Source organism: Pseudarthrobacter arbutini (genome assembly GCF_054510915.1).
Genome location: NZ_JBTNDQ010000005.1, coordinates 61017 through 84276, shown reverse-complemented (window position 1 = coordinate 84276; position 23260 = coordinate 61017). Strand labels below are relative to the sequence as shown.

At 65.4% G+C, this 23260-nt stretch carries 20 protein-coding genes; 1 reads left to right on the top strand and 19 read right to left on the bottom strand.

Annotated features, from left to right (window positions below; genetic code table 11):
• Nucleotides 1–25: 25 nt before the first annotated feature.
• Nucleotides 26–1402 (bottom strand): histidinol dehydrogenase, encoded by a 1377-nt coding sequence (gene hisD / locus ACX80V_RS07220; RefSeq protein WP_485842562.1) that lies wholly within the window; start codon nucleotides 1400–1402, stop codon nucleotides 26–28.
• Nucleotides 1403–1411: 9 nt separating this feature from the next.
• Complete coding sequence (locus tag ACX80V_RS07215) at nucleotides 1412–1945, bottom strand: hypothetical protein (protein ID WP_485842561.1); 534 nt, start codon at nucleotides 1943–1945, stop codon at nucleotides 1412–1414.
• 159 nt (nucleotides 1946–2104) lie between these two features.
• Between ACX80V_RS07215 and ACX80V_RS07210 the strand changes: the two genes are divergently transcribed.
• A complete protein-coding gene (locus ACX80V_RS07210; RefSeq protein WP_056342199.1) occupies nucleotides 2105–2602 on the top strand; it encodes a flavin reductase family protein in 498 nt (165 codons plus the stop codon).
• Between the two features lie 10 nt (nucleotides 2603–2612).
• Here ACX80V_RS07210 and dnaE read toward each other — a convergent pair whose 3' ends face one another.
• The 17 genes from dnaE to ACX80V_RS07125 form a co-directional block, all read right to left on the bottom strand.
• Complete coding sequence (gene dnaE, locus ACX80V_RS07205) at nucleotides 2613–6170, bottom strand: DNA polymerase III subunit alpha (RefSeq protein WP_485842560.1); 3558 nt, start codon at nucleotides 6168–6170, stop codon at nucleotides 2613–2615.
• Between the two features lie 50 nt (nucleotides 6171–6220).
• A complete protein-coding gene (locus ACX80V_RS07200; RefSeq protein WP_058929372.1) occupies nucleotides 6221–7147 on the bottom strand; it encodes an RluA family pseudouridine synthase in 927 nt (308 codons plus the stop codon).
• Nucleotides 7140–7730 (bottom strand): signal peptidase II, encoded by a 591-nt coding sequence (lspA, locus tag ACX80V_RS07195; RefSeq protein WP_485842559.1) that lies wholly within the window; start codon nucleotides 7728–7730, stop codon nucleotides 7140–7142. Before lspA ends, ACX80V_RS07200 begins: the two co-directional genes overlap by 8 nt.
• Before the next feature lie 93 nt (nucleotides 7731–7823).
• Nucleotides 7824–8519: a DivIVA domain-containing protein gene (locus ACX80V_RS07190; protein WP_485842558.1), complete on the bottom strand. Its 696-nt coding sequence runs from the start codon at nucleotides 8517–8519 to the stop codon at nucleotides 7824–7826.
• 177 nt (nucleotides 8520–8696) lie between these two features.
• On the bottom strand, nucleotides 8697–8984 hold the full coding sequence (locus ACX80V_RS07185) for a YggT family protein (RefSeq protein ID WP_056342216.1): 288 nt from the start codon (nucleotides 8982–8984) through the stop codon (nucleotides 8697–8699).
• Between the two features lie 120 nt (nucleotides 8985–9104).
• Nucleotides 9105–9635, bottom strand: a complete 531-nt coding sequence (locus ACX80V_RS07180; RefSeq protein ID WP_056342219.1) for a cell division protein SepF — start codon at nucleotides 9633–9635, stop codon at nucleotides 9105–9107.
• Between the two features lie 88 nt (nucleotides 9636–9723).
• Nucleotides 9724–10464, bottom strand: a complete 741-nt coding sequence (locus ACX80V_RS07175; RefSeq protein WP_485842557.1) for a YggS family pyridoxal phosphate-dependent enzyme — start codon at nucleotides 10462–10464, stop codon at nucleotides 9724–9726.
• Entirely contained in the window at nucleotides 10457–11146 is a 690-nt protein-coding gene (locus ACX80V_RS07170) for a purine nucleoside phosphorylase YfiH/LACC1 family protein (RefSeq protein ID WP_485842556.1), read from the bottom strand. Before ACX80V_RS07170 ends, ACX80V_RS07175 begins: the two co-directional genes overlap by 8 nt.
• Nucleotides 11147–11154: 8 nt before the next feature.
• The gene (ftsZ, locus tag ACX80V_RS07165) at nucleotides 11155–12387 is read right to left on the bottom strand and encodes a cell division protein FtsZ (protein ID WP_485842555.1); all 1233 of its coding nucleotides are present in this window, start codon (nucleotides 12385–12387) and stop codon (nucleotides 11155–11157) included.
• Nucleotides 12388–12574: 187 nt separating this feature from the next.
• Nucleotides 12575–13537: a cell division protein FtsQ/DivIB gene (locus tag ACX80V_RS07160; RefSeq protein WP_485842554.1), complete on the bottom strand. Its 963-nt coding sequence runs from the start codon at nucleotides 13535–13537 to the stop codon at nucleotides 12575–12577.
• Nucleotides 13530–14906, bottom strand: coding sequence for a UDP-N-acetylmuramate--L-alanine ligase (gene murC, locus ACX80V_RS07155; protein ID WP_485842553.1), 1377 nt, complete (start codon nucleotides 14904–14906; stop codon nucleotides 13530–13532). Before murC ends, ACX80V_RS07160 begins: the two co-directional genes overlap by 8 nt.
• Nucleotides 14903–16003: an undecaprenyldiphospho-muramoylpentapeptide beta-N-acetylglucosaminyltransferase gene (gene murG, locus ACX80V_RS07150; protein ID WP_485842552.1), complete on the bottom strand. Its 1101-nt coding sequence runs from the start codon at nucleotides 16001–16003 to the stop codon at nucleotides 14903–14905. The genes murC and murG overlap by 4 nt, the downstream gene beginning before the upstream one ends.
• 6 nt (nucleotides 16004–16009) lie before the next feature.
• Nucleotides 16010–17398: a putative lipid II flippase FtsW gene (ftsW, locus tag ACX80V_RS07145; protein WP_485842551.1), complete on the bottom strand. Its 1389-nt coding sequence runs from the start codon at nucleotides 17396–17398 to the stop codon at nucleotides 16010–16012.
• A gap of 2 nt (nucleotides 17399–17400) precedes the next feature.
• Nucleotides 17401–18978, bottom strand: a complete 1578-nt coding sequence (gene murD / locus ACX80V_RS07140) for a UDP-N-acetylmuramoyl-L-alanine--D-glutamate ligase (protein WP_485842550.1) — start codon at nucleotides 18976–18978, stop codon at nucleotides 17401–17403.
• Nucleotides 18960–20069 carry a phospho-N-acetylmuramoyl-pentapeptide-transferase gene (gene mraY, locus ACX80V_RS07135; protein WP_056342244.1) on the bottom strand — a complete coding sequence of 370 codons (1110 nt, stop codon included), beginning with the start codon at nucleotides 20067–20069 and terminating at the stop codon, nucleotides 18960–18962. The genes murD and mraY overlap by 19 nt, the downstream gene beginning before the upstream one ends.
• Nucleotides 20066–21532, bottom strand: coding sequence for a UDP-N-acetylmuramoyl-tripeptide--D-alanyl-D-alanine ligase (locus ACX80V_RS07130; RefSeq protein WP_485842549.1), 1467 nt, complete (start codon nucleotides 21530–21532; stop codon nucleotides 20066–20068). The genes mraY and ACX80V_RS07130 overlap by 4 nt, the downstream gene beginning before the upstream one ends.
• Nucleotides 21533–21538: 6 nt before the next feature.
• Nucleotides 21539–23179, bottom strand: a complete 1641-nt coding sequence (locus ACX80V_RS07125) for a UDP-N-acetylmuramoyl-L-alanyl-D-glutamate--2,6-diaminopimelate ligase (protein WP_485842548.1) — start codon at nucleotides 23177–23179, stop codon at nucleotides 21539–21541.
• Between the last annotated feature and the right edge of the window lie 81 nt (nucleotides 23180–23260).

Here is a 23260-nt window from a genome sequence, read left to right as displayed (position 1 = left end):
CAGCCTTCCCCGCAGACCTGCTCAGTCAGCGGGCCTCGCGGAAGCGTGCGGTGACAGCTTCACCGTGCGCCGGCAGGTCCTCGGCACCGGACAGGCTCACGATGTGGCCGCTGACTTCCTGCAGTGCGGCCCGGCTGTAGTTGATGACCTGGATGGCGCGCAGGAACGTGGTGACGTTCAGTCCGGAGGAAAACGCCGCGGTACCGCTGGTGGGCAGGACGTGGTTGGAGCCGGCACAGTAGTCGCCCAGGCTGACAGGACTGTAGTCCCCCACAAAAATCGCCCCGGCGTTCCGTATCCGGGCAGCCACCGCCGGCGCGTCGGCGGTCATGATTTCAAGGTGTTCAGCGGCGTAGGCGTCGCAGGCTGCGATTCCTTGTTCCAGGTCCTCCACCAGGACAACTCCGGACTGCGGGCCGGACAGCGCCTCGCAAACGCGCGCGGAGTGCTTGGTGCCGGCCGCCTGCCGGTCCAGTTCGGTGCGGACTGCGGCGGCCAGGTCCTCCGAGTCAGTGATGAGCACAGAAGCGGCCTGGGGGTCGTGCTCCGCCTGGCTGATCAGGTCCGCCGCCACCAGGTCAGGTTGCGCCGTTGAATCTGCCAGGATGGCGATTTCGGTGGTCCCCGCCTCGGAATCGATTCCCACCACACCTTTGACCAGGCGCTTCGCCGTGGCCACAAAAATGTTTCCCGGACCCGTGACCACATCAACGGGCTCCAGCGCCGGGCCGCCGTCATTGGCCGGCACGCCGTAGGCGAACGCAGCGATGGCCTGGGCGCCGCCAATGGCGTAGACCTCGTCGATGCCGAGCAGGGCCGCGGCCGCGAGGATGGTGGGGTGCGGAAGGCCGCCGAAGTTCTTCTGCGGCGGCGATGCCAGGGCGATGGACTGCACTCCCGCAGCCAGCGCCGGGACGACATTCATAATGACGGACGACGGATAGACGGCGAGGCCGCCGGGGACGTACAAGCCTACCCGCGATACCGGCACCCAGTTCTGGCTCACCAGCGCACCGTCGCCGAGTTCGACGTCGAGATCCCGCGGCCGCTGCCCGTCCGCGAAGCGCCGGGCCCGGCTGATGGATTCTTCCAGCGCGCTGCGTACCGCCGGATCCAGCTCCGCCAGCGCCCGGGCCAACGAGGCTGCCGGGACGCGGGGGTGGACCTGCTGGACTCCGTCGAAACGGAGTGCCAGGTCGCTGAGGGCTGCGAAGCCGTCCTCGCGGACGGCTTTGATGATGTCCACCACCTTCTGTTCCGCATCCGACATGGTGTGCTGCCGGGCGCGGGGAACAGCGGCGCGCAAACCGGCAAGTGTCAGGCCCCTGCCCCGAAGGTCGACCGTCCGGAAGCTGACAGCGGCGGCAGGCGGGGTGGCAGGAAGTTCAGGAGAAATGGTCACCGGTCCATTTTACGCGCCGGGCGCGTTGCCTTCGGCTACCGGCGTGCCCGCACTCGCGGGCCCGCTCCTGAGCAGGTTTATCAGGCTCAGGACAAACACGGACGTGGCAGTCGCGGCCGGCCACAGGATCAGCACGGGCAGGGACCGGAGCGAGAACGCGACGCTGGCATTGACAGACGTATCTGCGGGGCCGCCCCACAGCTGGCCCGCAAGCACGCCGGTCAGCCACGCGATCAGGGCGCCGCCCAGTCCGCCGGCCAGGCCCAGGAGGAAGGCCGCCTGCGCATCGCGGCCGCCTTTATCGGTCAGGAAGACGGCCACCAGGCACCCTGCGAACACACAAAGCCCAGCAAGGGTGAGGTCCCTGAGCAGCCATACCTCCGGATTGGTCCCGTCGGCCAGGGCGGGGTTGCGCGTGATCAGGTTCATCCCCCCTGGGGCGAGCAGCCACCACAGGAGGCCGACGGGAACACCACCGGCGGCAGCAGCGGCAAACCATTTCCACGGCAGCCGGGAAGACCGGCGGCTGATGTGTTCTCTCATGAAACAAACCTTAACAAATGTAGGGTGTGGCCGGTTCGATGACGTGGGCAGTCTGAACAGATGACGTGCCGGGTCAAGCGATTGCTCCCTGTCCGGCGGGGACTAATACCCTTAAGGAAGAGTCCATTTCAGCCTGCTTTTCAGGGAGCAAATCTCAAGATGACAGACAAAACGCCGTTCGAGGGCACGTTCAAGGAAATGTTCCGGCGGCATGCTGCCGGGGTCGCCATCATCACCGTGAACTACCAGGGCGAGCCCTACGGCTTTACCGCCACGTCCGTGGCGTCACTTTCCGCACAGCCGCCGCGGTTCACTTTCAACATGGCCCGCAGTTCAAGTTCCTGGCCGGCGGTGGCCAACGCTACCCACCTCGGCGTCCACATGCTGGGCCTGGAAAACCAGGCGCTGGCGGACCGTTTCGCGCGTACCAAGGACAGGTTCGGCGGGGACCACTGGGAAGTTGGCCCGCACGAGGTCCCGATCCTCAAAGACGTCGCCGGCTGGCTGATCGGCAAGATCCAAATGCGGCTCTCCTTCGAGAACAATGCCGTGGTAGTGGTTGAAGTTGTGGACGGCGAAGTGGGCGACGACGGTTCGCCGCTCCTGTACCACGCCGGCGGCTATGGCCAGCCGGTCCCGCTGGACTACGAGATCTGACTAACGGGACCTAGTTATCCAGGCAGGTTGGGCCCAGGAGCACCTTCAGGTCGCCGAACAATGACGGACTGGGGTTGACCCTGAGATGGACGGGGAGGCCCATGACTTCCGTCCGGGTGTCCCCCTGCAGGTGAAGCCGGACTTCCGAGTTCCCCCGATGGTTCCGAAGCACATCGCCCAGTTCGGTGACAACAGCCTCGGTTGCCTTGTGCGTAGGCATCGAAATGAGCACGGGGCCGTTGGTTCCCTCACTGAGGTCCGGAACGGACAGCTCCATACAGTTCAACGTGACCGCACCATCGTCCCGCCGCTGCAGGCGGCCCTTGACCACCACGATCAGGTCCTCGGCAAGGACCGAAGCGATGGGGCCATAGACCTGGCCGAAGAACATCACCTCCATGGAGCCGCCGAGGTCTTCGATTTCGGCACGGGCATACGCGTTGCCGCTCGCCTTGGCGATCCTGCGGCTCAGCGAGGTGATCATGCCCGAGATGGTGATGATGGCGCCGTCGTGCGGCCCGTCTTCGCCGATGATCGAGGTGATGGACTGGTCCGCGTGCTGGCTGAGGAGTCCTTCCAGGCCCTGCAGCGGGTGGTCTGACACGTACAGGCCGAGCATGTCGCGCTCAAACGAGAGCTTGTCCTTCTTCTCCCATTCCGGCAGGTCGGGAATCTCAATGCTCAGCGACGCCTCGGATTCAGCCTCCTCGAAACCGGCGAAGAGATCGAACTGGCCGATTGCCTCGTTTCGTTTGAGGGTGATGACGGAGTCGATGGCCTCTTCATGGATCATCGCCAGCGCGCGCCGGTGGTGGTTCAGGGAATCGAAGGCTCCGGCCTTGATCAGGGATTCAATGGTCCGCTTGTTGCAGACCACCGCGGGGACCTTCATCAGGTAGTCCTTGAAGGACGTGTAGGCGCCTTCCTTTTCGCGCGCGTCCACCATGGCTTCGACGGCGTTGACGCCCACGTTGCGGATGGCGCCCATGCCGAAGCGGATGTCGGTGCCCACCGGGGTGAAGTTCAGCGCGGATTCGTTCACATCCGGCGGCAGCACGGTGATTCCCATGCGCCGGCATTCGTTGAGGTAAATTGCCGATTTGTCCTTGTCGTCACCGACCGACGTCAGCAGGGCAGCCATGTATTCCGGCGCAAAGTGCGCCTTCAGGTAGGCGGTCCAGTAGGAGATCACGCCATAGGCGGCGGAGTGGGCCTTGTTGAAGGCGTAGTCGGAGAACGGCAGCAGGATGTCCCACAGGGTCTTGACGGCGGCCATGGAATAGCCGTTGTCCTGCATGCCCTGGGAGAATCCGGCGAACTGCTTGTCCAGCTCGGATTTCTTCTTTTTACCCATGGCGCGCCGCAGGATGTCTGCCTGCCCGAGGGAATAGCCCGCGAGCTTCTGGGCTACGGCCATCACCTGCTCCTGATAGACGATCAGGCCGTAGGTTCCGCCGAGGATTTCAGCAAGGGGTTCCTTGAGTTCGGGGTGGATCGGAATGACTTCCTGGATCCCGTTTTTGCGCAGCGCGTAGTCGGTGTGCGCGTTGGCGCCCATCGGGCCTGGCCGGTAGAGCGCGAGCACTGCGGAGATGTCTTCGAAGTTGTCAGGCTTCATCAGCTTCAGCAGTGAGCGCATGGGGCCACCATCAAGCTGGAACACGCCCAGGGTGTCGCCCCGGGCCAGCAGCTCATAGGAAGCCACGTCATCCAGGGCCAAGCTGTCCAGGTCCAGGTCCAGGCCCCGGTTGAGCTTGATGTTCTCCAGGGCGTCGGAAATGATCGTCAGGTTCCGCAGGCCGAGGAAGTCCATCTTGATCAGGCCCAGGCCCTCGCAGGTGGGGTAATCGAACTGCGTGATCACCTGGCCGTCCTGGATGCGCCGCATGACCGGGATGACATCGATGATGGGGTCCGAGGACATAATGACGCCGGCGGCGTGCACGCCCCACTGGCGTTTCAGCCCCTCAATGCCGAGAGCCGTCTCGAAGACCTTGGCGGCCTCGGGATCAGTTGCGATCAGCTGGCGGAAGTCACCGGCCTCGCCGTAACGCTTTGAGTCTTTGTTCTGGATGTCGGCGAGAGGGATGTCCTTGGCCATCACGGCCGGCGGGAGCGCCTTGGTCAGCTGCTCGCCCATGCTGAACGGGTAACCCAGCACGCGGGAGGAGTCCTTCAGCGCCTGCTTGGTCTTGATGGTGCCGTACGTGACAATCATGGCCACGCGCTCGTCGCCGTATTTCCGGGTCACATAGTCGATGACCTCGGACCGCCGACGGTCATCGAAGTCAACGTCGAAGTCAGGCATGGACACACGGTCCGGGTTGAGGAACCGTTCAAAGATCAGGCCGTGCAGGAGGGGATCCAGGTCTGTGATGCGCATGGCGTACGCCACCATGGAGCCGGCTCCGGAGCCACGGCCCGGACCGACGCGGATGCCGTTTTTCTTCGCCCAGTTGATGAAGTCGGCCACCACCAGGAAGTAACCCGGGAACCCCATGGAGGTGATGACTTCGAGCTCGTAGTCAGCCTGGGTGCGGACTTTGTCCGGGACACCGCCCGGGTACCGGTATTCCAGTCCGGTGGCAACTTCCTTGACCAGCCAGGATGTCTCGTCCTCGCCCGGCGGGCACGGGAACCGCGGCATGTAGTTAGCACCGGTGTTGAACGAGACATCGCAGCGCTCGGCGATCAGCAGGGTGTTGTCGCAAGCATCCGGGTGGTCCCTGAACAGCTCCCGCATCTCCTGCGGGGATTTGAGGTAGTAGCCGCTGCCGGAGAACGCGAAGCGGGAACCGCCGTTGTCATACGATGGCTCCAGCAGCGTGGAACCCGACTGGATGGCAAGCAGGGCCTCGTGCGCCTTGGCGTCGTGTTCGTGCGTGTAATGCAGGTCGTTGGTCGCCACCAGCGGCAGGTTCAGGTCCTTGGCCAGTCGCAGCAGGTCCCCCGTGACCCGGCGTTCAATGTCCAGGCCGTGGTCCATCAGTTCGCAGAAATAGTTCTCCGCACCGAAAATGTCCCGGAATTCCGAGGCGGCTTCCACGGCCTCGCGGTACTGGCCCAGCCGCAGCCGGGTCTGGACCTCCCCCGAAGGGCAGCCAGTAGTGGCGATCAGGCCTTCGGAGTATGTGTTCAGGAGCTCACGGTCCAAACGAGGCCACTTGCCGAAGACTGCGTCCAGCGAGCCAATGGACGAGGCCCGGAAGAGGTTGCGCATGCCGACGTTGTTATAGCTCAGCAGCGTCATGTGGGTGTAGGAGCCACCGCCGGAGATGTCGTCCTTGCGCTGGTGTTCCTCGCCCCAGCGGACACGGCTTTTGTCCGTCCGTGCGGTGCCGGGGGTGACGTAGGCTTCGACGCCGATAATCGGCTTGATCCCCTGGTCCGTGGCGCGCTTCCAGAAATCGAAAGCCCCGAAAAGGTACCCGTGGTCGGTGGTGGCCAGGGCCGGCATCCCGAGGCGTTCAGTCTCGTTGAAGAGCTCACCCAGGCGGGCTGCGCCATCCAACATGGAGTATTCGGTGTGGTTGTGGAGATGGACGAACGAGGCATTGCTGGAAGTCACCGCACCATTCTAAGCGCTGGCGGACCGCCAAGGGCCCAGCGACCCAGCCGCTAGGCCTCCCCGGACTCCAGGACTTCGAGGGCAAAGGCCAGGTCCTGCGGGTATTCGCTGGTAACGGTCACGCGCTCCCCCGTTGCCGGGTGGTCGAAGCCGAGCTGCCGGGCATGGAGCCATTGCCGGGTCAGGCCCAGGGTGGCGGCGAGCCGAGGATCCGCCCCGTAGGTAAGATCTCCGGCGCATGGGTGCCGCAACGCAGAGAAATGGACACGGATCTGGTGTGTACGCCCGGTCTCAAGGTGCACCTCCACCAGCGTGGCCTTGCCAAAAGCCTCCAGCACCTCATAATGCGTGATCGACGGCCGGCCGTCTTCGATCACGGCAAAGCGCCAGTCGTGTCCGGGGTGGCGACCGATTGGTGCGTCGATGGTGCCCTCCAGCGGATCCGGGAGCCCCTGGACCACCGCGTGGTACACCTTCTCCACGGTGCGCTCCTTGAAGGCCCGCTTCAGGGCCGTATAGGCGCGCTCCGTTTTGGCCACCACCATCACCCCGGACGTGCCGACGTCGAGCCGGTGCACAATCCCCACCCGCTCAGGGGAACCCGACGTCGAGATCCGGAAGCCGGCTCCGGCGAGACCGCCGACCACGGTGGGCCCTACCCAGCCGGGCGACGGATGCGCGGCAACGCCCACCGGCTTGTCCACCACGACAAATTCGTCGTCGTCCAGCAGGATTTTCAGGCCTTCCACAACTTCCTCCACCACTTCGAGCGGGTCCCGTCGTTCAGGCACCGTCACTTCCAGGACATCGCCGGCAACCAACCGCGCGGACTTTCCGAGTTTCTTGCCGCGGCTCACCACGTTGCCTTCAGCAATGAGGGTCGCGGCCATTGACCGGGAAATCCCCATCAGCTTGGCGAGCCCTGCGTCCGCCCGCGTTCCGCCGAATTCGTCGGCGACCACCACACGCTCAGACACCGTCCGTGTCCTTCGGCTGTGCCGACTCTTTCCGTGCCGCCGCGACGTGGCGTGAACCGTCAAGGGCGATCCCCCTAAGCGTGAGGATACAAATGATGACCACCGCTGAGACCACCGCGGAATCGGCGATGTTGAAGATCGCAAAATTGGGCAGCTGGATGAAATCCACCACGTGCCCCATGCCGAACGAGGGCTCCCGGAAGAGCCTGTCCGTCAGGTTGCCCAGGGCCCCGCCCAGGAGCAGACCCAGTGCCAGCGACCACCAGGCCGAGCCCAGCTTGCGCACCTGGAACAGGATGGCGATGGAGACGCCGGCCATGATGATGGAGAACACCCACGTGACATTTTCCCCGATCGAAAATGCGGCGCCGGAATTGCGGATGAAGTACCAGTGCAGGAGCGGTGGAAGCACCGGGATGCGTTCACCCTCCACCATCGAGGACGTCACCCAGAGTTTTGTCAGTTGGTCCAGGACGTACGCAAAGACCGCAAAACCGGCGAAGAGCGAGAGCAGGAGTGCCCGCCGGGGGCGGGCCGATGAAGGAGAAGGGTTTGCGGCGTCAGCGGCGAGGTGGTCAGTCATGGTGCTTTCATTTTGTAAAACCGATGTTAAATCCCAAAAACCGGCGGCCGAGGAATCCTCAGCCACCGGTTCTCAGAATACGTGCTTGACGAACTAGTTCGCTTCAACCTCAGGTGCCGCCACGGAACCGCGGGCGTCAAGGTCGCGCAGCTGGCCTTCAATGTAGGCCTTCAGGCGTGAGCGGTAGTCGCGTTCGAAGCCGCGGAGTTGCTCTACCTTGCGTTCCAGGACGGAGCGCTGCTGCTCGAGGGCACCGAGGATCTTCCGGGACTTCTCCTGGGCATCGTTGACCAGGCTGCTGGCCTCGATCTGGGCCTCTGCGATGATCTTGTCCTTCTGGGACTGACCGTCGGCGACGTGACGGTCGTGCATCTGCTGCGCCATGGCGAGCAGGCCGGCAGCGGACTCGGCTGAAACCGTGCTTCCGTTGGCTGCGGTGGGCTCAGCAGCCGGGACGGCCGCAACAGGTGCTACCACCTCGGCTTCCTTCTTCTTGGCGGCGTCGGGAGCTTTCGCCTCGACCTCGGCCTTCGCCGGGGTCTCAACCTTGTCAGCCTTGACGGGTGCGGGAACCTTCTCGACCACCGGGGCGGACGCAGCGGAGCTGGCCGGCACACCGGAACCTGATTCTGCAAGCTTCTTGCGGAGCTCGTCGTTCTCCTGGTTCAGGCGCCTGAGTTCCACAACGATCTCGTCCAGGAAGTCATCAACTTCATCCTGGTCGTACCCTTCGCGGAACTTGGTCGGCTGAAAGCGCTTGTTGACAACGTCTTCTGGCGTCAAAGCCATCTGGTCACCTCATTGGTCTAGTTAGTCAGTAGGCCTTCCGGCCGTCAAAACTACGGTACCTAAATATTGTCTGGTTCCTCTAATTCAACACTGGGTGTCAAACCGGAGATTTCTTCGCGGCTCAGAGGGAGTTCCAATTCCAGGAACTTCGCCTGCGCCGCTAGGTCTTGTCGAAGATTACGCGAAACCCCTGGTGACCGCCATCGCGATGCTGACGGCGATGAACAGGACCAGAAACCCGAGGTCCAAAGTCACCCCGCCGAGCCTCAACGGCGGGATCAGCCTCCGGAGCCCCTTGAGGGGCGGATCGGTGATCGAGTACACCGTGTGGGCCACCACGAGGGCAACACCACGCGGACGCCATTCCCTGGCAAACATCTGGACCCAGTCAAAGACCAGCCGGATGATCAGCGCCACGAAGAACAGCAAAAGGGCGATATAGACAAGTCCGAAAACAATTCCCATGACTTAACTCATATCTCCATGTCCATTCCGGATACCGCGGTGCCCTGCCAATGTTTCTTGTCTATTTCAGCACAGATGCCAGACAGGTGTACCTGTCTGGCATCCGGAATAAGCTCAGGGCTAACTTTGATTGAAGAAGCTGGCCTGGGTCTCGCTGACCTTCTTGTCATCGCCAATGACCTCAATGTACGACGGTGACAGCAGGAAAACCTTGTTGGTGACGCGTTCGATGCTGCCCCGGAGACCAAAAACCAGGCCGGCCGAGAAGTCAACGAGACGCTTGGCGTCCGCTTCGCCCATGTCGGTGACGTTCATGATGACCGGGATGCCGTCCCGGAAACTCTCACCGATGAGCTTGGCGTCATTGTAGGACCGCGGGTGGATCGTGGTGATCTGCCGAAGCCCGGACGGTTCTTCGCGGCTTGAGGCCGCACGCTTGATGGGGGTCACTGGTGCGCGGTATTCCTCTTCGGGGGCGTGTGATGACTCGCGGCTGACGTCGCGGACGGGTGCCGGTGCACGGCGTTCCTCGCGGTCAACTTCCATCGAATCGTCCTCGTCCTTACGTGTTGTGGTGTGCTCGGACTCGTAGTGTTCATCGCCATCGGCGAGCCCAAGATAGATCATTGTCTTGCGCAGAGCGCCGGCCATGGTCGACTCCTAATCGTGTCCGTAGGCGGGCCGCCCAATGACTTGACAGCCTTGAATCCCCCGCCATTCACTTCCTATGAGATCGACGCTACCCCACGTCAGGACGCGATCCGAGAATATCGGAACCGATTCGCAGGTGTGTCGCACCGAAACGGATGGCCGCTTCCAGGTCCTGGCTCATGCCCGCCGAGATGGCGGTTGCGCCGGGATGCTCCGCTACCAAGGCCGCCGAGATGGCTGCCAGCTTTTCAAACGCCGCCTCAGGACTGGTGCCCAACGGGGCGACAGCCATAACGCCCGCCAGTTCCAGTCCTGCCGCAGCGGCCAGCCGTTCGGCCAGGAGTGGTACGTCCGCCGCAGCGGCGCCGCCGCGATGCGCGCCGGCGTCGTCGTCGAGGCTGACCTGAATGAAGCACTCCAGGGCTCCCCGGCCGGTCAGTTCCTGTTCCGCGGCGACGGCACGCTCGAGGCCATCCACCAGGGCCAGCCGGTCCACGGAATGGAGCGCATGGGCATACTTCGCCACGGATTTCGCTTTTTTGCTCTGCAGCTGCCCGACGAAGTGCCAGTTGAGTCCGAGGCCTGCCAGTTCGGCCGCCTTCAACGAGGCTTCCTGATCCCGGTTCTCGCCGACATCACGGACGCCGAGGGCAGCCAGGCGCCTGATGTCGGCGGCCGGATGGAACTTGGTGACCACAATCAGCGTCGGCACTTCCCCCGCCCGGCCCGCATCCTGGACGGCCGCATCAATACGACGCTGCACGGCGGCGAGGCGCTCCGCCAGATCAGCCATCCGTTCGGCGTTGTCCTCCACAGTGCCCTCATTCATGCGACCACACCAGTCCCGCGAAGCGCCCGGTGGTGTTGGACCTGCGGTAAGAGAAAAGCTCTTCGTTTTCAAGCGTGCACGGACCCGCATATTCGATGACGACGCCGGCAGCTTCAAGTTGGCTCTTCGCCCCTGCTGGGAGATCCAGTGCGGGCGTGCCCCAGGACGTGGCAGCCCACGTCGCCGGCACCTGGGCAGCTACTTGGGCGCGCAGTTCGGCGGGCACCTCATAGCAACGCCCGCAGATTGACGGGCCCAGCCAGGCACGGATGGCGGTGGCCCCGGCTGAGCGCATCCGCTCCACTGCCGCCGGGAGAATGCCGTTTTCTATCCCCGGGCGGCCTGCGTGCACGGCGGCGAGGACCGGACCGTCTGGTCCTTCCCCTACGAGTACTGCCGGGATGCAGTCGGCCACCATCACCGCAAGCGGCAGCCCCCGCGACACCATGGCATCGGCGGTCGGCGCTGGCGTGGCCGGCTCCATCATTTCCACCGCAGTCCCGTGGACCTGCTCCATGAACCGGAGGGAACCACGGGTTAGGCCGGCAGCGTTCTCCAGCGCCTCCCGGCGCTGGAGAACATCAGCGGCGTTGTCCCCGACGTGCAGGGCAAGATTGCCGGCCTGGGTGTCTGTGAACGCCACACTCACGCCAGCAGACACTTCGGCCCGCCAATAGAACAACCCGGGCCCTACTTCAGGAAGTCGGGGACATCCAGGTCATCGGCGCGGTTCCCCGAGAGGTCCGGCTCCACTACCGAGGGCAGGTCGACGTCGAAACCTGAATCGGCGGGGACCGACGACGGGCGCTGCTGGCCCCAGTTGCTCAGGCCTGACGCGCCGACTCCGGCGTGGACCGGCTGGACGTTGTGCTGGTGGCTGCCACCCGAAGTGGGGGCCTGAGCCGGTGCGGGTGCCGCTGCGGGCCGCTGCGGCGCAACCTGCGGCTGCGACTGGTCCATGGAGGGAGAGGTGGCCTTGACGTCGTCGAAACCGGCGGCAATGACCGTGACACGAGCCTCGTCACCGAGCGCGTCGTCGATCACGGCACCGAAGATGATGTTGGCTTCGGGGTGGGCCACCTCCTGGACCAGGCGGGCAGCTTCATTGATTTCGAACAGGCCGAGATCGGAACCGCCCTGGATGGAGAGCAGGACACCATGGGCGCCGTCGATGGAGGCTTCCAGCAGCGGCGATGCAATGGCGAGCTCGGCAGCCTTCACCGCACGGTCTTCACCGCGGGCGGAGCCGATGCCCATCAGCGCGGATCCTGCGCCCTGCATCACGGACTTGACGTCCGCGAAGTCGAGGTTGATCAGGCCGGGGGTGGTGATGAGGTCAGTGATGCCCTGGACACCGGACAGCAGGACCTGGTCAGCGGAACGGAAAGCGTCCAGGACGGAGACGTTGCGGTCGCTGATGGACAGAAGCCTGTCGTTCGGGATCACGATCAGGGTGTCCACTTCGTCGCGGAGGGCGTCGATGCCCGCCTCTGCAGAACCCGCACGACGGCGGCCCTCAAACGTGAACGGGCGGGTCACCACACCGATGGTCAGGGCACCAAGCGACCGGGCGATGCGTGCCACCACGGGGGCGCCGCCGGTGCCCGTGCCGCCGCCTTCGCCAGCGGTGACAAACACCATGTCCGCGCCGCGGATGACCTCTTCGATTTCCTCGGCGTGGTCCTCCGCAGCCTGCTTGCCCACCTCGGGGTTCGCACCGGCTCCCAGGCCGCGCGTCAGCTCACGCCCGATATCGAGTTTGACGTCTGCATCGCTCATCAACAATGCCTGCGCATCGGTGTTGACCGCGATAAATTCGACGCCGCGAAGACCGACCTCGATCATGCGGTTGACTGCGTTCACGCCACCGCCGCCGATGCCGACGACCTTGATGACGGCCAAGTAATTCTGCGGAGCTGCCACGTTACGTGTCCCTTGTTCGTGTCCTATTGCGAAAACTGTGGAGTCGGGCTTGAAGCTTCGAACCTTAACCTTCGAGTTGAAGGTTATAGTTATGTCAAGTAACTCATGTCTGGAACGCTATTTCCTATGGTTCGGACATTCAATAACCGGAGCCGCGTGTCGCGGGAATACCGGGTAAATAACGCTTTCAGCGCGTCACGGGATGCCGGGGCGCGCTCACATCGTACACACGCACGGGGTTCTTCGGGTCCGCGGGAACCTTGAGCAGGGCTTCAAGCACCTTGGCCTTGAGCTCCTTCTCCCCCGCATTACCCCAAATGATGGTCTGACCGTCCACCAATTTGAGCTCCACGGCATCCACGGACTGGGCGGACGCGTTGGACAGCTTCGACAGCACATCCAGCGGGAGCGCACCGAGGACCGCTGCGGTGGCCTGGAAGAGGTCCTTGCCGATGGTTCCGGCGCCGCCGTCGATCACGGGCAGGGCCACCGTGGCCGGGTCCGCAGGGCTGGCCAGCACCACGCCGTCCACATCCACCAACTGGTACTGCTCCCCCTGCTTGACCAGGGCCACCGGAACGCGCTCCAGCACCTGGACCACCAGCCCGGACGGCGGCCGTGCCTGGGTTGAGACGGACTTGATCTGGACGAGGGGCGCCAGGAGGCGGCTGACCTCCTCATCGCTGATCTGGGGCAGGGGTTTGCCCTTCAGGGGTTCCAGTGCGGCCTGGACCTGTTCCGTGGTGACCAGCCGGGTCCCGGACACCGATACAGTGCCGACCGCAAGGACCGGCGAAAAAATTGCGGCGGCCAGCAGCGCGCAGACCAGGGCCAGGACTGTGCCCAGGGTCACCAGGATGTTCCGCTTGCGGCGCTTTCCGGGGGGCTCCGGGAAGGCCAGCACATTGTCAGTGGCCGCAGGTGCCTTGCTTGCCGGTGCCTTGCCCACTGATGCCTTGTCCGCGGGCGGGTTCCGGTCGGCGTCCTTCGCTTTCTTGCGGCCGGCGTCCTTCGCATTTTTGCGGCCGGGCAAAGAAGGGGTGTCCGCCTCGGGGGCGCTTTTGGAGGCCGAAATGACCTCCGGTTCCGCCGGAGCGGAAGGCTGCCGCCTGCCCGGCGAAGCGTAGGTGGGCCGGCGCGGACTACCCACCGAGAGCCTGCACGATCTGCGGTCCGAAGGCCGTGACATCCCCTGCCCCGACGGTCAGGATGATGTCGCCGGGCCCGGCGGCGTCCGTAAGGGCAGCAACCGCCCCGCCCGGCTCCACCAGGCGTCCGCCGGGCGACAGGTGCTCGGCGATGAGCTGGCTGCTGACTCCCGGGATGGGATCTTCGCGCGCGGGGTATATGTCCAGGACCAGGGCGGTGTCTGCCAGGTTCAGCGCATCTGCGAACTCCCTGGCAAACTCCCTGGTGCGGGAGAACAGGTGTGGCTGGAACAAAACATGGACGCGGTGCCCGCCGGCCACTGACCGTGCAGCCGTCAGGGCGGCCCGGACCTCGGTGGGGTGGTGGGCATAGTCGTCATAGACGCGCACCCCGCGCGCCTCCCCTTTCAGTTCAAAGCGCCGCGAAGCGCCCGAGAAGTGCGCCAGGGCACGCGCGGCAGCTTCGGCGTCGACCCCCAGCTCCAGCGCGACGGCGACGGCGGCGGCGGCGTTCAGCGCGTTGTGCCTGCCCGGAACCTGCAGGTCCAGGGCGAACCGCCCGGCGGGTGAGGAGACCGCCACGTCCCCGGGGCCGCCGTCGTGCAGCACCAGGTCCGACCCCTCCGAGGTGCCGTACAGCACCACCCGGGTGTTGCCGCGCGCGAGCGTGCGCTCTGCGAGGGCTGCGGCGCCGGCGTCGTCAGCGCAGGCAATCAGGACGCCGTCGGCCGGAAGCAGCGCCGTAAAGCGGTCGAAGGACTCGTAGACGGCCTCGGCGGTGCCGTAGTGGTCCAGGTGATCGGGTTCGACATTGGTGACCACGGCAATCTTTGGCCGGTAGTTCAGGAAGGAGCCGTCCGACTCGTCCGCTTCGGCCACAAAGACCCCTGACGTGCCGTGGGCGGCATTGACGCCGAGCGCAGGCACGTTGGCGCCGATGGCAAACGACGGATCCATCCCGGCGCCCTGGAGCAGGACCGTGATCATGGAGGTGGTGGTGGACTTGCCGTGGGTCCCTGCCACGGTCACCACGAGGTCGTCCCCCATGGTGGCCGCCAGTGCCTCCGAGCGGTGCAACACGGGCAGGCTGGCCGCACGCGCGGCCACCAGTTCGGGGTTGTCCGCACGGATCGCCGAGCCGGCCACCACGGTCTGGGCATTGCCCAGGTTGGCTGCGGCGTATCCGACGGCGATCCTCGCGCCGGCGGCAGCCAGCTCCGCCATCACCGGAAGGTCCTTGGCATCCGAACCGCTGACGGCGACGCCGCGGGCCACCATGATGCGGGCCACGGCGGACATTCCCACCCCGCCGATGCCGATGAAATGGACTCGGCCCAGGGACTCCTGGCTGCGGATGCTTGCGGGGATCATGCGGATACCGCTTCCAGGACAAGATCAGCCATGCGCTGATCGGCGTTTCTGATGCCAAGGCGGCGCGAGCTGGCGGCCATGGTGGCCAGGCGGCCGGGGTCGGTGACCAGCGGGATGAGCTTGCTGGCCACCCACTGCGCGGTGAAGTCCTTATCCTGGACCAGGAGTGCGCCACCGGCGTTCACGAGCCCCGCCGCGTTGAGCGCCTGCTCGCCGTTGCCGATGGGCAGCGGGACAAACACTGCCGGTACACCCACGGCGGCCACTTCGCAGACGGTGGCTGCGCCGGACCGCGCCAGCAGCACGTCCGCGGCGGCGTACACACGTTCCATGCCGTCCACGTACTCCAGCTGCCGGTAGCCCGGCGCGGCGAGCGGGCCGCCGTCGGGCCCCAAAACCGTCTTGCCGCGGCCGGTGATGTGGAGTGTCTGGATCCCCGCCGCGCCAAGGTCCTCGACGGCGGCAGCGACCGCGCGGTTGATGCTCTGGGCGCCGGAGGAACCGCCGGTCACAATCAGCGTGGGCGAAGTGGGATCCAGGCCCAGTTCTTCGCGCGCGGCGGCGCGGGCAGTGTCCCGGTCCAGGCTGGAGATTTCGGTCCGCATGGGCATGCCCACATGGCGGGCGTGACGCAGGCGCGTGGTGTCGAAGGCGGTGGCAACGTGACGGGTCAGGAACGATCCCACCCGGTTGGCCAGGCCGGGCCTGGTATTGGCCTCATGGATCACGATGGGGATTCCCCGGCGCCGGGCGGCGAGGTACAGCGGTGTGCAGACGTAGCCGCCGACGCCCACCAGGACGTCAGCCGAGGCGTCGTCGAGGATGCGTCCGGACTGCCTGACCGCCCCGGCCAGCCGTGCGGGCAGCCTGAGCAGGTCAATGGAAGGTTTCCGCGGAAACGGCACCCGGTCGATGGTGGCCAGATCCAGGCCGGCGGCGGGCACCAGCCGGGTTTCCATGCCGGCGGGCGTGCCCACAGCGAGCAGCCTCGCTCCGGGCGCGGCGGCACGCAGGGCGGCCGCGATGGCCAGAAGGGGGCTGATGTGGCCGGCGGTTCCGCCGCCCGCCAGGACAATGGACAGGTTCTGGGAAGTCATCTGGTGCTACGTACGCTTTCTTGCGGTTGTTGTGGGGCTGGCGGTCTTGCGGGCAACGGTTGTCGTGCCGGCGGTTTTCCGGCCAGCAGGTTTGCGGCCAGCGGCTCCCCCGGCCTTCTTGGCGCCGAATTTGAGCAGTTTCTTCGGCCTGAGGGCAGGCGCCATCTGTTCGCGGGCGAGCGACAGCACCACCCCCACGGCGCAGAGCGACATCAGCAGTGCCGAACCGCCGTAGGAAATGAACGGCAGCGGCACGCCGATCACAGGCATCAGCCCTGTCACCACGGCCATGTTCACCGTGGCCTGCCCCAGCAGCCACACCATGATGGTGCCAGCCAGCACACGGTGGAACATATCCTCCTGCGCCACCACTACGCGGTAGATGGCGGCGCCAAGGATGGCAAAAAGGACAAGCACGACGACGGTGCCCACCAGGCCGAGTTCCTCGCCGATGATGGCGAAGATGAAGTCGTTATGGGCTTCCGGGATCCAGCTGTACTTCTGCCGGCTTTGGCCGAGGCCAACGCCGAACCAGCCCCCGGACGCGAGCCCGTACAGCCCGTTGGTGGCCTGGTAGTTGGCGTCAATGCCGTCGGCACAGGACTGGCCTGTCCACCACGAGGTGATGCGGCACATGCGGTTTGAGCTGGTGATGGCCATGACGGCCGTGCCGGCGGCCGCGGCCAGGGCGGCGAACCCGAACAGGTACAGCGGTACGCCGGCGAAGAAGAGGGCGGCAGCAGTGATCATCATGATGATCATGGCCGTGCCAAGGTCATTGCCCAGCAGGACCAGGCCGATGACCCCGCCCGCCAGCGGCACGGCCGGGATCAGCACGTGGGGCCAGCGCCGCAGCAGCTTCCCTTTCCTGGCCAGGACGGTGGCCATCCACAGCGCCAGAGTCAGCTTGGATGCCTCGGACGGCTGGAAGGTGATGCCGCCCAGGTCGATCCAGTTCTTGTTGCCGTTGACTTCGTCTCCGATCAGCTGCACCAGGACCAGGAGCACAAGGGCCCCGCCCAGTCCCGGCCAGGCCAGGCGCTTCAGCCAGACCACGTTGATGCGCGAGAGGACAAACATGGTGAAGATGCCGATGGCGGCGAACATTCCCTGCTTAAGGGCGTCGCCGTAGGGCGATTTTCCGGCAGCGATGGATTCGACGCTGGAGGCCGACAGCACCATCATGATGCCGATGGCGGTCAGGGCCAGCGTGGAACCAAGGATCAGGTAATACGTTGAGCCGTTCTTGGAGGTGCCGGTTCCTTCCAGCGTGGACCAGAAGGCTTGGTACGAGTCCCGGATCCGGTCCGGCAGGGTGATGGTGGACTTTACGGGAGAAGCGGGTTTCCCGGCGCGCGGCCGGGGGGCCGGCGACCGGGTGGGCGTGCTAACCATTGTTACTCCTCGCCGGTCTGGGCCTGCCCTTCCACCAGCTCGCGGACAGCTTCAATAAAGGCGTCGCCGCGGTGAGCATAGGAAGAGAACTGATCCATGGAAGCAGCTGCCGGGGCCATCAGCACGGTGTCGCCTGATGCCGCCAGCTGCGCCGCTGACGCAACGGCCCGGGACATCACGGCCGCACCGGAATCCGGCGAGCTGTCCGTGGTGGCTCCGCCCGTTGCGGCAGTCTGCATATTTTCAGTGTCGCCCGGCGGCGTCGTGATCACGGGGACATCCGGCGCGTGTCGCTGCAAGGCCTTCGCAAGCGCGGCGGTGTCCGTACCGATGAGTACCACAGCCTTGAGCCGGGCGGCGTGGTCCCGGACCAGGTGGTCGTAGCTGACGCCCTTGGACAGGCCGCCGGCGATCCAGATAACGTTTTCAAAGGTGGCCAGTGACGCGGCTGCTGCGTGCGGGTTGGTGGCCTTGGAATCGTTGACCCAGAGCACGCCGTTCTGCTTGGCGACCGGCTGGATGCGGTGGTTCCCCGGCACGTAGTCCTGGATGCCCTGGCGCACGGCCTTCGCATTCACCCCGTAGGCCCGGACCAGGGCTGCAGCCGCCAGGGCGTTCGCCACCATGTGCCGGGGCGCAAACTGCCCCAGGTCGGTCATCGAAGCCAGCTCGGCGGCGCTGTCCCTGCGTTCCTCGATAAACGCGCGGTCCACGAGCAGGCCCTCCACCACGCCGAGCATGCTGATGGCCGGCGTGAGTGTGGTGAAGCCGACGGCCCGGCAGCCCTCCACAACGTCCGCGTCCTCAACCATCCGTTCGGTCTCGATCTGTTCCGCGTTGAAGATGCAGGCCTTCTGGGTCCGCGCATAGACCTTGGCCTTGTCCGCGAGGTAGGAATTGTAGGAACCGTGCCAGTCAACGTGGTCCTCAGCCACGTTCAGGCAGACGCTGGCCACCGGCGAAAGCGTTTCAGCCCAATGCAGCTGGAAGCTGGATAGTTCAACCGCGAAGACGTCGTATTCCACGGGGTCGCGGAGGGCGTCCAGGATGGGGGTGCCCACATTGCCGACCGCGATGGCCTTCAGGCCGGCGGCCTGCAGCATCGACGCCGTCAGGCCAACCGTGGTGGTCTTGCCGTTGGTGCCGGTGATGGTCAGCCAGTCAGCGGTCTTGTGCCCGGCCCGGACCCGCAGGCGCCAGGCAAGCTCGACGTCGCCCCAGACCGGAATGTGGGCGCGCGCAGCGGCCGCCAGGAGCGCCTGGTCAGGCCGCCAACCCGGGGAGGTCACGATGAGGTCGGGGAAGCTGCCATCGATCTTGGGGATCCTGTTGACGGCTTCCTCGCCCAGGAGCACGTCCACGGCGCCGACGATCTTCAGGGTGTCGGCCTGAGCCTCAGCTGTCTCGGACGTGGCGGCATCAACCACCACCACCCGGGCACCGAGTTCGATGAGCGTATCTGCCGCGGCGAACCCGGACACTCCGATGCCGGTGACTGCAACGCGCAGCCCTGCCCAGTCAGAATCCCAACTGACCAGGTTTTGCAGGCGGGGAGAAACAGTCACAGGAGCACAACCCATTCAGCGTAGAAGACACCCAGGCCCACGGCCACGAAGAGACCGCCCAGGATCCAGAACCGGACCACCACCGTGACTTCTGCCCAGCCCTTGAGTTCGAAGTGGTGCTGCAGCGGTGCCATCTTGAAGACGCGTTTACCGCCGGTGGCTTTGAAGTAGCCCACCTGGATGATCACGGACAGGGTAATCAGAACGAACAGGCCGCCGATGATTCCCAGCAGCAGTTCCGTCCGCGACAGGATGGCGAAGCCGGCGATCGCGCCGCCGATGGCCAGCGACCCCGTGTCACCCATAAAGATCTTGGCCGGGGAGGTGTTCCACCAGAGGAATCCCACGAGGGCGGCGCTCAGGATGGCTGCCAGGAGCGCCAGGTCCAGGGGGTCGCGGACGGAGTAGCAGCCGCTGCCGGCTTCCCGAGGCGACCCGCAGGCCTGGTTGTTCTGCCAGATTCCCATCAGCGTGTAAGCACCGAAGACCATGACCGAGGCGCCGGCAGCGAGACCGTCCAGGCCGTCCGTCAGGTTCACGCCGTTGGTCGCCGCCGTGACGATCAGGTTGGACCATAGGACAAAGAGGATTGCGCCGACCACCGTGCCGGCGAAGGCCAGGTCCAGCCAGGGAATGTCGCGGACCAGGGAGATCTTAGTCGAGGCCGGCGTCAGGCCGTCCGGGTCGGGAAAGTTCAGGGCCAGAATGGCGAAGGCTATGCCTACCGCGGCTTGGAGGATGAGTTTGGCCTTCGCGTCCAGGCCAAGGCTCCGCTGGCGGGAGATCTTGATGAAATCGTCCAGGAAGCCCACCAACCCCATGCCGACCATCAGGAAGAGCAGGATCAGGGCCGAGGCGGAGGGGCCTGCCGAGTCCGGGTTCATCATCCACATAATCAGGTGGGTCAGTCCGTAGCTGAGCAGGACCGCGCCCACCACCACAGTGCCGCCCATGGTGGGCGTACCTCGTTTGGTGTGGTGGGATGTGGGTCCGTCATCACGGATGAATTGGCCGTAGCTCTTGCGGACAAGCAAGCGGATAAACAGCGGCGTTCCCACCAAGGCAAACAGCAGGGCAAGTCCTGCGCCGATAAGAAGTGCAATCACAGCAGCTCGCTCCCTTCATCGGTGGGTTCCGTGGATTGTGGGGGTAATGCTATCCGATCGCCCAGGTGCCGCAGTCCAACGCTGTTGGACGACTTGAAAAGCACCAGGTCGCCGGGCTCAAGCTCGGCGTTCAGGAGCGCATAGGCGTCCTCGGCGGTTTCGGCAAAGACGCATTCGTCGCCCCAGGAACCCTCCTGGACGGCGGAAACGTAAAGTGCACGGGCTTCGCGACCGACGACGACCAGCCGGGAAATGTTCAGGCGGACCACTTGGGTGCCCACAACGGTGTGTTCACGGATCGAATCTGGTCCCAGTTCCAGCATGGCGCCCAGGACGGCCCAGGTGCGCCGTCCGCGGCCAAGGTCGGCCAGCGTGCGCAGGGCCGCCCGCATGGACTCCGGGTTGGCGTTGTAGGCGTCGTTGATGATGGTCACGCCGTCAGCACGTTCAGTGCGTTCCATCCGCCAACGGCTGGCTGCTGACTGTGTGCTCAGCGATACGGCGATGTCCTTGCCGGACACTCCGGCCGCGTGCGCGGCCGCTGCTGCGGCGAGGAGGTTGCCGGTGTGGTGGGCGCCGATGAGGCGGCTGCTGACGTGTAGGCCTGTTTCGGCGCCGGGCAAGACGAGCTCGAATTCCGGGTTGCCCTCAGCGTTTGTGTCCGGATTCTCGGCCCGAACGGTCGCGTCAGGGCGTCCTTCGGCCGAGAAGCCCAGCACGGTGGCGCCGGTGCGGCTGCGCATGGCAGCGACGCGGTCGTCGTCGAGGTTGATGACGGCCGTGCCGCCGGCGGTGAGGGCCTCCACCAGTTCGCCCTTGGCCTGGGCAATGTTGTCCACGCCCCCGAACTCTCCGGCGTGGGCAGTGCCGATGCCGAGGACGACGCCGATGTCAGGCTTCACCATGTCGGCCAGGTAGCGGATGTGCCCGATGCCGGTGGCGCCCATCTCGATCACCAGGTACCGCGTTTGGGTGTCGGCGAGGAAGACGGTGAGCGGTACGCCCACCTCGCCGTTGTAGGACCCCTGCGGGGCAACGGTGACGCCCTGCTGGGTGAGGATGCCGGCGAGGAGGTCCTTCGTGGTGGTCTTCCCGGCGGAACCGGTGATCCCGATGACGGTCAGGGGGTCGCCTGCGGCAGAACGGGCCAGGCGGATCCGACGGACCGCTTCGGCGGCCAGCGCGCCCATGGCCAGCACGGCATCCTCTACCAGGACGGCCGGATAGTTGACGCCGTCCGGGCCTGTTACGGGGCGCTCGGCGAGGACCAGCACCGCACCGCGGCTGAAGGCGGCGGCAACGAAGTCGTGGCCATCAGCGTGCTCGCCAGGTTTCGCCACGTATAGCGACCCGGCGGCAGCCTCGCGCGAATCGGTGACCACCGAAAGGGGCGTGATCCCCGGATCGGCGTCCAGGCGTCCGTGTGTGATATCGGCGATTTCCGCCGCAGTAAGTGCAATCATCTCGGTCTAGGACTCTATCCGGTCGTCTCGGAGAACGGTGAATCCCCTGGCTGTCAAGGCGTTCCGCAGTTCCACACGGTCGTCCAGTGCAAGATTGACGCCCTTGACTTCCTGCCAGACCTCATGGCCGCGGCCGGCCACAAGAATGGTGTCGGCCGGACCGGCCAGTTCCACGGCGCGCCGGATGGCGGCGTCGCGGGGATAAACCTCTTCGATGACACACTCCGGAGACTCCTGTTCGCGCGCCGACCGTGCGCCCGCCAGCACATCTGCCCTGATGGCCGCGGGGTCCTCGTCGTGGGGGTCGTCATCCGTGACTATGACGAGGTCGGCCATCTTTGCGGCGACGGCGCCCATGGCGGGACGCTTGCCCTGGTCGCGCTGTCCGGTGGCTCCGAAAACCACGATCACCCGGGAGCCGGGCAGCGGTGACCTGACCGCTTCCAGTGCCCGTGCCAGGGCATCAGTGTTGTGGGCGAAGTCCACGACGGCCGCCGGTTCTTCGGAGACGAGCTGCATCCGTCCCGGTACCGCCACGGTGAACGGGTCGTGGTGGTCCAGGGCGGCCTGCACGGTGGCGGCGTCTATTCCGCTGGCCAGGACCATTACCGTGGCCAGTGCGGCGTTGGCGACGTTGAAAGCGCCAGGCAGGCCGGTGTGGACATTCAAGGTAACTCCGTCGGGTCCCTGCAGGCTGAAGCCGGTACCCAGCCCACGCGCGGACGTGGACGTTACGGTCCAATCGGTGGGAGCTCCGCCGGGTGTCATCGAGAGGGTAGTGACCGGGATCCGTGCCGTGGCCGCAAGCCTGCGACCCCATTCGTCGTCGACCGTCACCACAGCCCTAAGGGCACGGCCGGGCGTGAACAGCTCCGCCTTTGTGGCGAAGTAGGCCTCCATGGTGCCGTGCAGATCCAGATGGTCCTGCGTCAGGTTCGTGAAACCGGCAACGTCGAAGAGCACACCGTCCACACGCTGGAAGGATACGGCGTGTGAGGAGACTTCCATGGACGCGGCGTCCAGTCCCCGTTCCCGCATGAGGGCGAGCAAGCCGTGGAGATCCGGTGACTCAGGCGTGGTCAGGAGGCTGGGAACCGGTTCTCCGCCGGCCAGGATTTCGATGGTTCCGATCAGGCCGGTCTGCTGCCCGAGCGCACGGAGCAAAGCGTTGATGAAGTACGTGGTGGTGGTCTTGCCGTTGGTTCCCGTCACACCATACAAGCGCGGCGTCCGTCCGCCTGCTGGCTGGCTCTGGTAGATCATGGCGGACAGCGGCCCCACCACGTTGCGCGGTCCGTCCACCACCAGGACGGGGACGGCGGTATCCGCAGACAGCGCGAGAAGGCGTGCGCCGGCGTCGTCGGTCAGGACGGCCACCGCTCCTCTGTCGACCGCCTGCGACACGAAGTCTGCGCCATGGCGGGAAGCACCAGGCAGCGCCACATACAGGTCGCCCTGCTCCACGGTTCGCGAGTTCAGTGAAATTCCCGTGACGCTGACGGCAGCGGAGGCGCCCGGGACCTGCACACCGATCGCGTCGCCGATCGTGTCCAGGCTGACGGCAGCAACTGCCGTAGGCCTGAACCGCGCGGGTGCCGGTTCCCCTGCCGGCCCCGCGTTGCTGGCTGATGCGTTCTGCTCTGACAAGGGAATCTCCGATGGTGGTGCTAGTGGATCATGCCCGCGGGAGACTGCTTCCGCTGCGGGCGTGGGGGGAACTGCTGCCTG

Bases quoted from the DNA above. Each gene is read 5' to 3' on its own strand.
- ACX80V_RS07215 (WP_485842561.1), bottom strand. From the start codon at position 1,945: ATGAGAGAACACATCAGCCGCCGGTCTTCCCGGCTGCCGTGGAAATGG.
- ACX80V_RS07210 (WP_056342199.1), top strand. From the start codon at position 2,105: ATGACAGACAAAACGCCGTTCGAGGGCACGTTCAAGGAAATGTTCCGG.
- lspA (WP_485842559.1), bottom strand. From the start codon at position 7,730: ATGACTGACCACCTCGCCGCTGACGCCGCAAACCCTTCTCCTTCATCG.
- ACX80V_RS07190 (WP_485842558.1), bottom strand. From the start codon at position 8,519: ATGGCTTTGACGCCAGAAGACGTTGTCAACAAGCGCTTTCAGCCGACC.
- ACX80V_RS07185 (WP_056342216.1), bottom strand. From the start codon at position 8,984: ATGGGAATTGTTTTCGGACTTGTCTATATCGCCCTTTTGCTGTTCTTC.
- ACX80V_RS07180 (WP_056342219.1), bottom strand. From the start codon at position 9,635: ATGGCCGGCGCTCTGCGCAAGACAATGATCTATCTTGGGCTCGCCGAT.
- ACX80V_RS07175 (WP_485842557.1), bottom strand. From the start codon at position 10,464: ATGAATGAGGGCACTGTGGAGGACAACGCCGAACGGATGGCTGATCTG.
- murC (WP_485842553.1), bottom strand. From the start codon at position 14,906: ATGATCCCCGCAAGCATCCGCAGCCAGGAGTCCCTGGGCCGAGTCCAT.
- murG (WP_485842552.1), bottom strand. From the start codon at position 16,003: ATGACTTCCCAGAACCTGTCCATTGTCCTGGCGGGCGGCGGAACCGCC.
- ftsW (WP_485842551.1), bottom strand. From the start codon at position 17,398: ATGGTTAGCACGCCCACCCGGTCGCCGGCCCCCCGGCCGCGCGCCGGG.
- murD (WP_485842550.1), bottom strand. From the start codon at position 18,978: ATGGGTTGTGCTCCTGTGACTGTTTCTCCCCGCCTGCAAAACCTGGTC.
- ACX80V_RS07130 (WP_485842549.1), bottom strand. From the start codon at position 21,532: ATGATTGCACTTACTGCGGCGGAAATCGCCGATATCACACACGGACGC.